At 59.3% G+C, this 13,645-nt stretch carries 16 protein-coding genes; 7 read left to right on the top strand and 9 right to left on the bottom strand.

The annotated features are described in order from the left end of the window. Nucleotides 1-62 precede the first annotated feature (62 nt). Complete coding sequence (locus ACO6TG_RS07310) at nt 63-389, bottom strand: ArsR/SmtB family transcription factor (protein ID WP_422377567.1); 327 nt, start codon at nt 387-389, stop codon at nt 63-65. 72 nt (nt 390-461) lie between these two features. Between ACO6TG_RS07310 and ACO6TG_RS07305 the strand changes: the two genes are divergently transcribed. Then, complete coding sequence (locus tag ACO6TG_RS07305) at nt 462-950, top strand: DUF6428 family protein (RefSeq protein ID WP_422377566.1); 489 nt, start codon at nt 462-464, stop codon at nt 948-950. Between the two features lie 133 nt (nt 951-1,083). Here the strand turns inward: ACO6TG_RS07305 and ACO6TG_RS07300 are convergent, their stop codons facing one another. The 7 genes from ACO6TG_RS07300 to ACO6TG_RS07270 all read right to left on the bottom strand — a co-directional run bounded on the left by ACO6TG_RS07300 (nt 1,084) and on the right by ACO6TG_RS07270 (nt 7,868). Beyond that, entirely contained in the window at nt 1,084-1,209 is a 126-nt protein-coding gene (locus tag ACO6TG_RS07300) for a hypothetical protein (protein ID WP_422377565.1), read from the bottom strand. 56 nt (nt 1,210-1,265) lie between these two features. Continuing rightward, complete coding sequence (locus tag ACO6TG_RS07295) at nt 1,266-3,158, bottom strand: bifunctional sugar phosphate isomerase/epimerase/4-hydroxyphenylpyruvate dioxygenase family protein (RefSeq protein ID WP_422377564.1); 1,893 nt, start codon at nt 3,156-3,158, stop codon at nt 1,266-1,268. 42 nt (nt 3,159-3,200) lie between these two features. Further along, the gene (locus tag ACO6TG_RS07290; RefSeq protein ID WP_422377563.1) at nt 3,201-4,076 is read right to left on the bottom strand and encodes a shikimate dehydrogenase; all 876 of its coding nucleotides are present in this window, start codon (nt 4,074-4,076) and stop codon (nt 3,201-3,203) included. Next, nucleotides 4,073-5,368 (bottom strand): TRAP transporter large permease, encoded by a 1,296-nt coding sequence (locus ACO6TG_RS07285; protein WP_422377562.1) that lies wholly within the window; start codon nt 5,366-5,368, stop codon nt 4,073-4,075. The genes ACO6TG_RS07290 and ACO6TG_RS07285 overlap by 4 nt, the downstream gene beginning before the upstream one ends. Then, on the bottom strand, nt 5,365-5,871 hold the full coding sequence (locus tag ACO6TG_RS07280) for a TRAP transporter small permease (RefSeq protein WP_422377561.1): 507 nt from the start codon (nt 5,869-5,871) through the stop codon (nt 5,365-5,367). The genes ACO6TG_RS07285 and ACO6TG_RS07280 overlap by 4 nt, the downstream gene beginning before the upstream one ends. Before the next feature lie 176 nt (nt 5,872-6,047). After that, a complete protein-coding gene (locus ACO6TG_RS07275) occupies nt 6,048-7,064 on the bottom strand; it encodes a sialic acid TRAP transporter substrate-binding protein SiaP (protein ID WP_422377560.1) in 1,017 nt (338 codons plus the stop codon). Between the two features lie 108 nt (nt 7,065-7,172). Next, nucleotides 7,173-7,868, bottom strand: a complete 696-nt coding sequence (locus tag ACO6TG_RS07270) for a GntR family transcriptional regulator (RefSeq protein ID WP_422377559.1) — start codon at nt 7,866-7,868, stop codon at nt 7,173-7,175. A gap of 149 nt (nt 7,869-8,017) precedes the next feature. Between ACO6TG_RS07270 and aroQ the strand changes: the two genes are divergently transcribed. Both aroQ and ACO6TG_RS07260 read left to right on the top strand, forming a co-directional pair. Beyond that, on the top strand, nt 8,018-8,485 hold the full coding sequence (gene aroQ, locus ACO6TG_RS07265; protein ID WP_422377558.1) for a type II 3-dehydroquinate dehydratase: 468 nt from the start codon (nt 8,018-8,020) through the stop codon (nt 8,483-8,485). Next, complete coding sequence (locus tag ACO6TG_RS07260; protein ID WP_422377557.1) at nt 8,482-9,555, top strand: Gfo/Idh/MocA family protein; 1,074 nt, start codon at nt 8,482-8,484, stop codon at nt 9,553-9,555. Before aroQ ends, ACO6TG_RS07260 begins: the two co-directional genes overlap by 4 nt. 72 nt (nt 9,556-9,627) lie before the next feature. On the opposite strand, the gene ACO6TG_RS07255 is transcribed toward ACO6TG_RS07260, so the two are convergent. Further along, nucleotides 9,628-10,536, bottom strand: coding sequence for a LysR family transcriptional regulator (locus ACO6TG_RS07255; protein WP_094071826.1), 909 nt, complete (start codon nt 10,534-10,536; stop codon nt 9,628-9,630). A gap of 120 nt (nt 10,537-10,656) precedes the next feature. Here ACO6TG_RS07255 and ACO6TG_RS07250 point away from each other — a divergent pair, with 120 nt between their 5' ends. Genes ACO6TG_RS07250 through ACO6TG_RS07235 form a run of 4 tightly spaced genes read left to right on the top strand, consistent with a single transcriptional unit; the run spans nt 10,657 to nt 13,611 of the window. Then, on the top strand, nt 10,657-10,959 hold the full coding sequence (locus ACO6TG_RS07250) for a DUF1330 domain-containing protein (RefSeq protein WP_422377556.1): 303 nt from the start codon (nt 10,657-10,659) through the stop codon (nt 10,957-10,959). Nucleotides 10,960-11,009: 50 nt separating this feature from the next. After that, a complete protein-coding gene (locus ACO6TG_RS07245) occupies nt 11,010-11,795 on the top strand; it encodes a CmcJ/NvfI family oxidoreductase (RefSeq protein WP_422377555.1) in 786 nt (261 codons plus the stop codon). A gap of 18 nt (nt 11,796-11,813) precedes the next feature. Continuing rightward, the gene (locus ACO6TG_RS07240; RefSeq protein ID WP_422377554.1) at nt 11,814-12,800 is read left to right on the top strand and encodes an LLM class oxidoreductase; all 987 of its coding nucleotides are present in this window, start codon (nt 11,814-11,816) and stop codon (nt 12,798-12,800) included. Between the two features lie 4 nt (nt 12,801-12,804). After that, nucleotides 12,805-13,611 (top strand): SDR family NAD(P)-dependent oxidoreductase, encoded by an 807-nt coding sequence (locus ACO6TG_RS07235; protein ID WP_422377553.1) that lies wholly within the window; start codon nt 12,805-12,807, stop codon nt 13,609-13,611. The last annotated feature ends 34 nt before the right edge of the window (nt 13,612-13,645 follow it).

The raw sequence follows: 13,645 nt of genomic DNA, 5'->3' as shown, positions 1-13,645 counted from the left end.
TCGGCTCAGTCCAGTCCGCTTCATCCCGGCGCGCTCCGTTACAGCTCGACTGGGCGAAGATGTCAGCAGCAGCCTCCGGGCTGACAGCATTGGCGTACGGTCTCGTTGTTGCCGCAGCAATCTTCCAGAAGATAGCGGATCAATGTGCCCATGGCCTCAAAATCTACCTGATAGCAGATCTGCCGGGACTGGCGGGTCGCGCTGACAAGGCCGGCCTCTGCCATGGTCGACAGGTGAAACGAGGCGCGAGACGGCGTCGCGCCGATGGCGGCCGCAATGTCTCCCGCCGTCAGTCCGGCGGAGCCGGCCGCAACAAGTCTTTTCAGAATTTGCAGGCGGGGCGCGCTCGAGATTGCAGAGAGCGCGGCCAGGGCATCGGCTTCCTTCATATTTCAAACTTTCTTGAAATTACATTTCTTTTGTGTCACGACTATATTTCAACAATTTTTGAAATGAAAGGCATGACCATGACCTGCAACTCACTTTTGGAAACCCTTGAGACCCTGCCCGGGGACGCACCGCTGGTGTTTGAAACCCCTGAGGGAGAGATCGGCGACGGCTATCACGTTACCGAGTTCAAGCTGGCACATGTGACGGGGATCGACTGCGGAGCGCGCCTGTCCAACTGGAGCGAAGCGACCCTGCAGCTGCTTGATGGACAGGGGGGCGGTCACATGCCGGCGGGCAAGTTTGCCGGCATCCTGAAGCAAAGCATTGCCAAGGTGAGTGGCCTTGGCGACGCGCCGCTGCAGGTCGAATTCGCGCATGGCAACAGGGCCAGGCAGATCTACCGGCTTGCGACGCCGGAACTCTCCGCCGGTCGGGTCCTTGTCGGTTTGCGGGACACACGGGCCCATTGCAAACCCGCGCTCGACAGGAAGGCGGCGCTCGGCAGCTCTGCCGGCTGTTGCGGCGCCAATGCGGCGAACGAAGCCGGTTGCTGCCAGTAGGCCGGCGGCGAGAACGCGTTTCCGTTCGAAGGAAAGAAAGTGGGCAACGTCGGGACCGAGAGGTTTTCATCCTCGATCCCGGCGTTGCGATTTTCGCGTACGGTCCTCTTTGTGGCAATGTTCGCCGTGTCAGTCAGTCCGTGAGCCAGGGCGGGATGCGGCCGATGCGTTCCAGCAGGAAATCGATGAAGACGCGGACCTTGGCGGTCAGAACATTGGACTCCGGGTAGATCAGCCACAGACCCGTCTCACCCTGCACTTCATAGTCGGGCAAATCGGAGAGTTGGCAAGGTCGTCGCGGCTTCGGTTGCAAACCTACCGCGCCGGCATGCCCTTGGCGCGGAAGTGGCGTTTTTGAGCGGCAATCCGGAACTGGGCGTTGGCGGCACCGTATCCTGCGTAGCCGCCGCGGCGCTCGACGATCTCGAAAAAGAAACCTTCGCCATAGGTTGGACTGTAGAGCTGAAAATACTCGCCCTTTTCGTCCCGGTCATAGAGCATTCCAGAAGATTTGAGCGTGTCCAGCAAATCGTCTTCGAGACCGAAGCGGGCGTCGAGGTCGTCATAATAGTTCGGTGAAATGCTGAGCGGCGTGAAACCATTGGCCTTCAGCGCCTTCATGGTTGCAAAGATATCGTCTGACTTGAAGGAGAGGTGCTGGACACCGGAGCCGAAGCCCTCCTGGATGAAGTGCCCGGCCAGGGTCTTGCGGTTTTCAGCCCCGTTCAAGGTTATGCGCAAGGTGCCGTCGTCATTTTCGATGGCCTGGCTGCGTACCAGTCCGGCCGGGTCGATGACATCGACCATGGCCGTCTTGTCCGTGTCGAAGATCGAGCGGTAAAACAGCAGCCAAGACAGCATTTCGTCGTAATTCATGGTCTCGGCGATGTGGTCGATCCGGGTCAGGCCCGCATCGCAAGTGACCGGATCCGTTTCGACAGCGGTGAATTCCGTTTGCCAGACCCTTGAAAGAGCGTGGCTCCCGTCAATGAAATGAAGCACGCTGCCGCCAAGTGCGCGGATCGCCGGGATACTGAGTTCGCCAGGACCTGTCGGCTGGTCGAAGGTCTTTGCGCCAAGACTTTCGGCGCGGGCGACGGTTGCCTCCGCGTCGGCCACCTTCAGGCCGATGTCGCAGACATTGGTGCCGTGGGACAGATACGATGCGTGCGCGAAGCCTTTGGGGTCTGTGTTGATGACAATGTTGATGCTTCCCTGACGCCAGAGCTCGACATCTTTGGAAATGTGTCTGGCCGTCTTTCTGAAGCCCAGCGTTGAAAGCATGGCTGTGAGATCTCTGGCCTCCGTCCGGTCGGCGGCAAACTCGACAAACTCGATGCCGCCCACGGGAACTCTTTCAGGCATGTCCGGCACCGGAATGCGGATATCAGGTTCTGTGCGTTTGACCTGGTCCATCAGGTACAGCAGCGAACGGTGCCCATCGACGGCAATTGACTTAGGGGAGCCCCCGCGAAACTGGTCGTTGAAGATCTCCAGCGAGAGAACGCCGTCATAGCCGGTTGCAGCGACGGCCCGCATGAAACCGGTGACGTCAAGATCGCCTTCGCCGGGCATGTTGCGGAAGTGCCGGCTCCAGTAGAGAAGGTCCATGTCAAATGCAGGCGCATCGGCAAGCTGGACAAAGAAGATCTTGTCGCCGGGTATCGCCCGGATCGTGTCCGGGTCTGTCTTGCGTGACAATGTGTGAAAGGAATCCAGGATCAAGCCGACATTGGCATGATCTGTCCGCCGGACAACTTCCCAGGCGTCCCGGTGGTCATTGATAAACCGACCCCAGGCGAGCGCTTCGTAGCCGATGCGTATGTCGTATTGAGCCGCGAGGTCGCCAAGCTCATTGAGGTCTGCAGCCGCGCGGTCGATGCCCCCTAGCGCGATCGGAGAGACGCTGGAGCAGATCAGTACCAGATCGGCCCCCATCTCCTTCATCAGGTCGAACTTGCGCCTGGCCCGATCAAAGGTGCGGGCGCGTTGAGGCTCGGGCATGCCCTCGAAGTCTCGAAAGGGCTGAAACAGGGAGATTTCAAGTCCATGGTCCTGAACCAGTTGGCCGACTTCCCTGGGGCTGCGGTCAAAGGCGAGAAAATCGTTTTCAAAGATCTCCACACCATCGAAGCCGGCAGCGGCAATGGCTCCAAGCTTTTCGGCAAGATCTCCGGCGATGGAAACAGTGGCAATGGCGGTTTTCATGGCCTCGATCCTTCGTTTGAAATGGGGCGGAATGCGCCTGCCTTATTCGCCAAGTTCGGCGAAACGGGAGGACATGCGATCGGCGTCGGCCGAAAGGCCGGTAAAGAGCTCAAAAGCCCGAACGGCCTGGTAAACCGCCATGCCGGCACCGCCCATGACCCGGCAGCCGACGGCCCTGGCCGCCTTCAAAAGTTCGGTTTCCATCGGAAAATAAATCACATCGGCAACCCACATGGAGGGCCGAAGACAGGCGTGCGGGACGGGCAAACCAGGCAGCTTGTCCATCCCGACCGGTGTCGCATTGACCAGTCCGTCAGTGGCCCGGGATGTTGTTTCAATGTCATCGGTGACGGAGGCTGACCCGGCGCCGTTTTGACGGCAGACGGCCTGGACGAGTGCTTGCGCCTTTTCAGGGTCCTTGTCGTAAACCGACAGGTGTTCGACCCCGTTGTCCATAAGCGCGAAAGCGACGGCCACGCCGGCACCTCCCGCTCCGACAAGCAGGGTTCGGCTGGCCGTTGCGCCGGACAGGGTCTGCCGAAAGCTCTCCGCAAAGCCCCAATGGTCGGTGTTGTGGCCGATGCGTTTTCCCTCACGGAAGACGACGGTATTGACCGCCCCGACGGCCTGAGCGTTTTCTGACAAATGATCGAGATGTTCCATCACCGCGAGTTTGTAGGGATAGGTCACATTCAATCCGGAAAAGCCGCAGTTTTCGGCCGAAGAGACGATGTCTCCGATCGACAGCCGAGGAGGGCCAATCCGGTCGGTATCGAACAGGCGGTAGACGTATCGGAGGCCGTTGGCAGCACCTTCGGCTTCGTGCATTGCCGGCGTGCGTGAGCGCGCGATCCCGCTGCCGACGAGGCCGGCGAGGATGGTTTGAGGTGTGCCGAGCGGTTGAAAGTCCGCGATCATCCGGGATATCCGAAGATGCGCGGCAGCCACAAAACAAGATCGGGAAAGAAGATCAGGACGAGAAGCGCTGCAACGAGCGCCGCCAGGAAAGCCCATATTTCCGAGATGATTTCCTTGAGCGGGATCTTGCTGACCGCATTGATGACAAAGAGCAGGATGCCATAGGGCGGTGTGATCAGGCCGATCATGCAATTGACCACTGCCACGACGCCGAAATGGACCAGGTCAATGTCAAGCTCGCGGCAGGTCGGTAAAAACAGCGGTATGATCACAAGAATGATCGTGGTCGCGTCGAGGACACATCCAAGCGCAAGCAACATGAGGTTTACGCCGAGCAGGAACACGATCGGCGACACGTCGAGACCGACGAGTGTTCCAGCCAGCATATTCGGAATGTTCTCCGAGGCGACGATATAGTTGAGGATCAGCGCGCCGCCGATCACAAGTCCGACCGCGGCTGAGGACCGTGCGCTTTCCACCAGAATGCGGTAGAGCGCGCCGACGCTCAAAGCGCGGTAAAAAAGGGCGGCCAGCAAGAGCGCATAGGCGGCCGCAACGGCCGCGGCTTCCGTCGGTGTCGTGACGCCGCCGTAAATTCCGTAAAGCAGGATCGCGGGCATCAACAGCGCGGGGAAGGCGTTGATTGTATGCCCCGGCAAATCCTTCAAGGGGACAGGGTCTTCGTGGGTAAATCCGCGCCGGGTGGAGATGTAGGTGTTCATTGCCATGATCACCGCGCCCATAAGGACACCCGGCACGATGCCGGCCAGAAACAGGTATCCGATCGACTGATTGGAAACCAGAGCGTAGAGCACCATGGGAATGGACGGCGGGATGATCGGTCCGATCGTTGCTGACGCAGCGGTGATCGCGGCAGCATAGCCTCTGGTGTAGTGGCCGCTCTTGATCATCATGTCGATAATGATCTTGCCGATTCCGGCGGCATCCGCGACCGCCGAACCGGACATGCCGGAAAAGATCAGCGAGGCGACGACGTTGACGTGGCCAAGGCCGCCCCGAAACCGGCCGACCGTCGCGACACAGAATTGAAGCAATCGCTCGGAGATGGTCCCCGCGTTCATGATGTTCGCGGCGACGATGAAGAGGGGGACTGCCAGCAGCACAAAGCTTTCATAGAGGCCGGCGAGGATCTGTTCTCCGGCAAGCGCCAGATCCTGTCCGGCAACGGCGAGATAGACCAGCGACCCAACAAGAATGGCGTAGGCAATGGGCGTGCCGATTGCAGCCAGCAGAAAGAGTGTCAGAAGGCAAAGTGCCAGCTGAAGGCTCATCCTTCTTCTCCCACATGAATTTCGTGAGTTTCGTCCGGTGCGCCATGCCGCAGCACGTGAAAGAACGTCCAGGCGTATCGCAGGACGATCACGGCCAGGAAGACCGCGTAGATGGAATAGATGGTCCGCATCGGGATCTTCAGCGTGGCGCTTTTCTTGATCTTCAGGAAGTCGATCCAGTCCCATGTGGGCAGCAGAGACCAGGCGAGCGCCACGGCAATCGCAAGGGCCGACACCATCGCCATGACCTTTCGAGGTCCCTTTGGAGCCGCCAGATACAGAATGTCGAAACTGACGTGATCGCGCTCACGGACGATGAACGCGTTGCCGAAGAAGACGATCCAGACCCAGAGCACCAGGCAAAGCTCAAGCGTCCAGCCAAAGGGCTGCTCCATCACGTAGCGCGAGAAAATCTGCAGGAGAAAGGTCAGGAACAGTGCCCCCAGCATGAGGGCAGCGACAGCTTCACCGCTCTTCATTGCCCATTTTGAAAGAAGGGACATGCTTCTCCTCCCGATCGGTGTTGTCTGATGAGGCCAGTCTGTTGTCTGGATGAAAAAGCTCAAGCCGCATGGGCGCCGGAAAAGAAACCGGCCGGCAGTCGGGCACGCTCCGGCCGGGAGTCAGGCGGCAAGTGCCGGAGTGGGATCCGGTGTTGCCGCCTGTCGAATTCTCGGACTTAGTTGCCGAGTGCGTTTATTTTTTCCAGGAGGCCATCCGGCCAGTTGGCCGCATAATCACTTTCAAGATACATGCCCTGAACGCGGTTGCGGAACGCTGAAACGTCCGGTTCGTAGATGGCCATTCCCTGCTCCTGAAGGAACGACACCAGATCCTCTTCCTTCTTCAGCTGAGCCTGGCGCCCTGCCTCAGCCGCATCGTCTGCAGCCTTTTGAACGACCGCCTGCTGATCCGGCGTGAGGCTGTCCCAGACCTTTTTGGAGATGGCGATGTAATTGAGATCCACGAGATGGGATGTCAGGATGATCTGGTTGGTCACTTCGTAAAATTTCGCGTCGACCACGGTCGGCAGCGGGTTGTCCTGTCCGTCGACGGCTCCTGTCTGCAAGGCCGTGTAGACTTCGGTGAACGCCATGGGAGTCGGGTTGGCGCCAAGAGCCTTGCCAAGGAACTGCCAGGCATCCGTACCCGGCATGCGCAGATTGACACCGGCAAGGTCCTCAGGCGTGTTGACGGTGAGTTCGTCCTTGTTCTGACGAAGGTTTACCTGGCGGCGGCCGAGATACATCACGGACAGCAGTTTGACGCCGAGCTCGTCTTCCACCTTCTGTTTGAAGGGGGCCATCAGCTCATCGTTGAAAACGGCGACCTGGTGTGCGGCGTCCTGATGTACATAGCCTGCGGTGAATATCGAAAATTCCGGAAAGAAGACGGCCAGTTCCTGTGCGGACGTGATCGACATTTCCAGGTTGTCGCGTGCAATCGCTTCCAGTTCGGTGCCCTGCTTGAACAGCGTGGCGTTCCAATGCGGTTCGAATTCGGCAAATTCGGCAACAGCCGGTCCGAAGACTTCCGTCATGGCAACCGCCCGTTGATCGGTTGCAGAAGCGGGCGCGGACAGGCGCAACTTGACTTTGTCTGCCGCGCTTGCGGCGGTTCCGCCGAGCGCCGTAGCGGAAACTGTTAGGGCCGCGACTGTCGCAACGAATGCGCGGCGGTTCAGATATTTCCTCATGTGGTTCCTCCCATATGCGGCGGGCCGGCAAAATCGCAGCCGACCACTCCATCACAATCAATTACACAGAGGCAAAATCAATACAACATACATTTTTAATTTTATAGGCTATTTTGACTTTCGTCTCGAGTTGGGTTGATTTTCCTCCCGGTTGGCGATGCTGTGTTCAACGCCGCCAAGGATATGTGCTTCAAGCACTTTTCCGGCCGTTTCTGCGTCATGCGCCAAGGCTGCGTCGTGCAGCATCTTGTGTTCCTGTGCGGCTTCTTCGCCGCGAAATGTCAGTGTAAGCATCTGATATCTAAGATATTTATCAAAAACAGCTCCGTGAGTTTCCAGAAGCGCCCTGGATCCGCATCCGGAAATCAGAGCGCGGTGAAACTGCCAGTCGGCATTCTTCCAGTGTTCCCGGACAGAGGTCTCGCCGGACAGCATCTTTTTCTCCAGCACATGCAGTTTGTGATACGCCGCGACCACTCCGGCTTCCCAGTCAAGGTCACCCCTTTCGAAAGAGCGTTTGAGGGCGTGGCTTTCCAGCAGGATCCTGAGGTCGGCGATTTCTCTCAAATCGTCCTCTGAAACCGGAGCGACTTCGAAGCCTTTTTGTCCTTCTGCAACGACAAAACCATCTGAAGTCAAGCGGTTAAGGATCTCGCGAAGCGTGGTGACACTCACATTGTAGCGCTTTCGCAGCGGTTCTAACCGCAGCCGTTCACTCGGTTTCAGCTGCCCGAAAACAATGTCGTTCCTTATGTTCCGATAGGCACTGTCCCCGACCGTATCGCCCTCTGCCGCCTCTATCATTCCGCTCCTGCCTGGTCTTGCTCTTGACGTTTTTTAAAAATATAGGATATTTCTTTGAATATAGGAAATTCAAAAAACACGTCCCCATCGACCAAAACCTATCCGCAAAGCCGGCTCAATGTAACCTTCCTGTTCGAGGATCCAGAGTTTTGACCTCCAAAGTGTTTGTTCTGAACGGGCCTAACCTCAATCTGCTAGGCAAACGGCAACCGGAGATCTATGGCCGCGAGACCTTGAGCGACGTGGAAACGTCATGTCGCGCGGAGGGCGCCCGCCGGGGTTTCGACATCCGCTTTCACCAGTCGAACAGTGAAGGTCAGCTTATTGACTGGATTCACGAAGCCCGGGATGTCGGTGCGGCAATCATCATAAATCCGGCAGCCTTCACGCACACCTCCATCGCCATACTGGATGCCCTGAACGCGTTCGACGGTCCCGTCCTGGAGGTGCATATAACCAATGTGCACAAACGGGAGAGTTTCCGTCATCGTTCCTATGTCTCGCTTCGGGCTGATGGCGTCATCGCGGGCTTTGGCACGCAAGGCTATGTGCTGGCGCTTCAGCGGATTGCGGATGTTCTCGGCCTTTCAACCTTGAGGGAGGGATCGGCGGCATGACGGCACGCGTTTCCCTTGCGGTTGCCGGCGCCGGTCTGATTGGCAAACGCCATATTCAGGCAATTGATGCTGTCCCCGATGCCAATCTGTCGGCGATTGTCGACCCTGCCGCCGGCGTTCAGGAGCTTGCCCGCAGCAGGGGCGTCTCCTGGTATCCCGATCTGGCGTCTCTGTTCAGCAAAGAAAAGCCGGATGGCGTCATTCTCGCCACCCCCAACCAGTTGCACGTTTCGAACGCGCTTGAATGTATTGATGCCGGCGTTCCGGCACTGGTCGAAAAGCCCCTGGCCAGCGATCTGGCAGGTGCGCAGAGACTGGCGGAGGCATCGGAAGCAGAAGGCGTGGCACTGCTGGTCGGCCACCATCGTCGTCACAATCCCCTTATCGCGGCTGCAAAATCCAAACTGAACGAAGGTGCCCTGGGGACGATTGTTTCGGTTCACGGCATGTTCTGGCTCATGAAGCCGGACGACTATTTTGATGTCGAGTGGCGCCGGCAACCGGGCGCCGGACCGGTTCTCGTCAATCTCATTCACGACATCGACCTGCTGCGGCATCTTGTGGGGGAAGTGGTTTCCGTCCAGGCGCAGGCCTCCAGCATCGTGCGGGGCCACCCTGTAGAAGAAACCTGTGCGATCCTTCTGCGCTTTGAAAACGGAGCGCTTGGAACCTTCAATGTGACGGACACCGCCGTCGCGCCGTGGAGTTGGGAACTGACAGCTGCGGAAAACCCTGCATACCCGGCGACCGGGCAGTCCTGCTATTTCATTGGCGGCACCCACGGTTCACTGGAGCTGCCCAACATGAAACTCTGGTCCAATCCCGCTAAGCGAAGCTGGTGGGAACCGATCAGCGCCAATTTGTTTCCTCAACCGAGCGGCGATCCTCTGGTTCGTCAGATCAGCCACTTCGCGGACGTTGTTCAGGGGCATGAAGCGCCGCTTGTTTCGGCGCGTGAAGGCTTGCGCTCGATGGAGCTGATCGACGCCATTCAGAGCTCGGCAAAATCCGGTGACGTCGTTTTCCTGTCAGGTGCTCAGGGGGCTGAGGCGGAAAAACGGTCCGCGTAGTTGTTCAGAAAAAATACCTTCAAGGCTGTTCGGCAAAAGCGCTGGTTGCCGGGGCGATGGATCCGGACCGGGTCAACCCGTGAGCCAGGGCGGGTTGCGGCCGATGCGTTCCAGCAGGAAATCAATGAAGACGCGGACCTTGGCGGTCAGAACATTGGACTTCGGGTAGATCAGCCACAGGCCCGTATCGTCCTGCACTTCATAGTCGGGCAGAACGCGCACCAGCCGGTTTTCCCGCATATCTTCGGCGGCGTTCCAAAGGGCGGTCAGGCCGATGCCGACACCGGCGCAGGCAGCCAGTTTGAGGCTGAGACCGTCATCCATCACCAGCCGGCAATCCGCATTCGCCGGATCAAAGACATGAATGTTGCCGTCCGGTCCGCGCAGCTGTTTCGGCAAGCGGCTGCGAAAGGCGATATACCGATGCGCGGCCAGGTCGGACGGGTCCGACGGCGTGCCATGACGGGCCAGATAATCGGGTGAGGCAACCAGCACCCTTGTGTCGTCGGCAAGCTTGCGCGCCTTCAGACTGCTGTCCTGGAGCGCGGCGTTGCGCAAGGCAAGATCGAAGCTGCCTTCGATCAGATCAAAGGGCAAATCGGAGAGGCGCAGATCGAGATCGATGCCCGGGTATCGCTCCAGAAACTCCGGCAACAGCGGAATGATATAGGCCTGGGCAAAGGTGCTTGAAGCAGCAAAGCGCAAGGTGCCGGTCACATGTTCGCTGGCAAAGCCCAGCGCGGCGCGTGCAGCGTCTTCCTGGGCCAGGATTTCCCGTGCAAAGGGCAGGAATTCGGCCCCTTCCAGCGACAATGCCACCTTGCGCGTCGATCGATGGAGAAGATCCGCCCCGACCGTCTGTTCCAGCTTGGCCAGCCGGCTGCTGGCGACAGCCGGTGCCAGGCCAAGCTCGCGGCCGGCAGCACTGATGTTGAGCTTTTCCGTCGCCAGAACGAACAGGCGCAGGCTGTCGGTATCCATCCGATTATATCCAAAATCAGAATTATGAACTCGTGTTTGGTCGATTTATATAGTGAGGAGGCCGAATTATCTAGGGGTGGTCCTGAAAGAGAGACAAGACAGATCAAGAGGAGCCGCCCAATGGCCTATTATTCCGTCCTTGCCGTCACCCCGACTTCCGAAGACTGGATCCCGGACTATATCGGCCCGGCCAACAGGCTGGTCGCCCAGTATGGCGGCAAATATCTGGCCAGAACCGCAAGCCACAGCCAGCTGGAAGGCGAAGAGAGCAGCGCCGCTTTGCGCATCGTCATTGAATGGCCATCCAAAGAAGCCGCGGAAGGGTTCATGAAAGACGCGGACTATGCCCCGCATCTTGCGGCCCGCACCAAGGGCTCCAACAGTTTTCACTTCCTGATCGAAGGCAAGGACGATCTGGCCTGAGCGCCGCTTGCACAGTCCTTTGCCAACGCTCTGATCGGAGATGACATCCCATGCAGATTGCAGCCAACGTCAACTATCATGTCCACAGCCCGGACCCTCAAGCCTATCTGATTGATGCGGGCGGTGTGACGGGCAAGCTGGTGCCGCCGGTACAGGACCGTCAGACAGTGTCCGTGCGCGATCTGCGGGGACAGGAAGATCGCGTCCGGTTCGACCGGGACAGCCTGGCCTTTGTGAAACGCCCGAGCGATGAGACGATCTATGGCGACGACAACGCCTGGCAAAAGGCCTATGACCGGCAGCTTGCGGAGCTTCTGACAGAGGAGATCGGCGCGCAGGACGTGGTCATCTTCGATCACACGGTGCGCATTGACGATCCGACGTCCGACCGCAAACCGGCGCGCAATGTTCACAGTGACTACAGCGAAGCGGGGGCGCAGCAACGCCTGCAGGACCTGCTTGGCGATACCGGCGCTGCGGACTGGCGCGAGGGGCATTTCGGCTTCGTCAATGTCTGGCGTCCGATCCGGCACCCGATCGCCAGTGCGCCGCTGGGCTTTGTCCTGCCCGGCTCTGTTGAAGATGCCGACTGGGTCACGCTCGATCTGGTCTATCCCGACCGCATCGGCCAGATCATGGGACTGGTTCACCAGGGCGCGCATGACTGGGTCTACCTGTCTGCGATGACACCGGACGAAGCCGCGATTTTCAATATCTACGACAATCGGGGCCTTGCCTCGATCGCCCACAGCGCCCTTGATCTGGACACCGACGGGCACGCAAGCGTTCCCAGAATGAGCCTGGAGAGCCGGACACTGGTTCGCTACGCGCGCTAGGAAAGGGAGAAGGACGTCATGCTTGATCGTGTTTCAGAGACCGGCTTTCAGCCCCTCAACAAGGGCTTTGACCGGGTGTTCCGGCAGGGCCGTTTGAGTGTCGGGCTGGTAGCGCCGCTGGAGAGCTATCCATATGGCCCGGTGCCGCAGCTGGAGCGCCATCTGGAGCGTGTGAAGCTCGCTGATGAGCTCGGCTTTGCGGCGGTCTGGCTGCGTGACGTTCCTTTCAACGTGCCGTCTTTCGGTGATGCCGGGCAGACTTTCGATCCATTCACCTATCTTGGGTTCCTGTCGGCGGCAACGACCCGCATCGCTCTGGGCGTTGCCAGCATCGTCCTGCCGCTTCGCCATCCTGCTCATGTCGCCAAGGCGGCGGCAAGTGCGGATGTGCTGTCGGGGGGGCGGCTTATTCTGGGCGTTGCCTCGGGCGACCGGCCGGAAGAATTTCCGGCGCTGAACCTGCCGTTTGAAAACCGGGGCGCGCGGTTCCGCGACAGCTTTGACTATATCCGCGAGATGGCAACAGATGCCGGGTCCATCTTCAATTCCTATGGCAGCCCGGGCGGTGGCATGGACATGCTGCCGAAGCCGGTCGCCGGCAAACTGCCGATGCTGATCACCGGTGGCAGCCAACAGGCACCGGACTGGGCTGCGGCCCATGGCGATGGCTGGATGACCTATCCGCGGCCCTTCACGCTGCAGGAGAAGGTGGTGTCCGACTGGCGGTCCCGCGTTCTGGCGCAGGGCGGGTTCGACAAGCCGGTGATGCAGCCGCTCTATGTCGATCTTGCCCCGGAGCCGGATGCGCCGCCAAGACCGATCCATCTGGGCTTCCGGCTCGGGGTCGATCATCTCAAATCCTATCTGGCGGTGCTGCAGGAGATTGGCGTCAACCACGTTGCGCTCAATTTGCGCTTCAACCAGCCGGACGTAGAAGACACACTTAAAAAACTGGCCGACGCGCTTCTGGCGGAGTTCCCGGCCCATGAAACGAGGGACAGGTAAGACCATGAGCAAGACCATTTTGATCACCGGCGCAACCGACGGCATCGGTCTGGAAACCGCCTGCAAACTGAGCGCGGCCGGCCACACGCTGCTGCTGCACGGCCGCAATCCGGACAAGCTCGCGGCAGCCAAGGCGCGCGTCGGTGCAGAACCCGGCGCGGGCGAGGTGGAGACCTGGCTGGCGGACTTTTCCGATCTTGCCGACGTTGCCCGCATGGGCAGCGAAATTGCATCGACGCATGAGCGGCTGGATGTTGTGATCAACAATGCCGGTATCCTGAAAAGCCCGGTGGAGATGACGCCGGCAGGCCTTGATATCCGTTTCGTCGTCAATCTGCTGGCGCCGGTCCTGTTGACGCAGAAACTGCTGCCGTTGATGGGACCGGGCGGCCGGGTGGTCAATCTTTCCTCCGCGGCACAGGCCCCGGTCGATCCAGCTGCGCTCGCCGGCAAGAAACAGCTTTCCGCCATGGATGCCTATGCCCAGAGCAAGCTGGCACTGACCATGTGGACGCGGCATCTGGCACAGGACCTTGCGGGCAAGGGACCGCTGATCGTTGCGGTCAATCCGGGCTCGCTTCTGGCCAGCAAGATGGTCAAGCAAGGCTTCGGCATTGCCGGCAACGATCTTGGCATCGGCGCGGATGTTCTGGTGCGGGCGGCGGTCTCCGAGGAATTTGCCTCGGCGAACGGCCTTTATTTCGACAATGACAGCGGCCGTTTTTCCGATCCGCATCCAGGTGGGCTGAATGACGCGCGCACCGCTGAGCTGATGGATCAGGTAACGGAGCTCCTCGCCGCCCACGCCTGACCCTAGCTCCCAACTCTCTTTGACATCCTGCAAG

Origin of the sequence: Roseibium sp. (genome assembly GCF_965233565.1) — a bacterium.
In the GTDB taxonomy this organism is placed as follows: domain Bacteria; phylum Pseudomonadota; class Alphaproteobacteria; order Rhizobiales; family Stappiaceae; genus Roseibium.
Note: the sequence above shows the minus strand (reverse complement) of the source record. Positions and strands in the feature narration are given on the sequence as shown.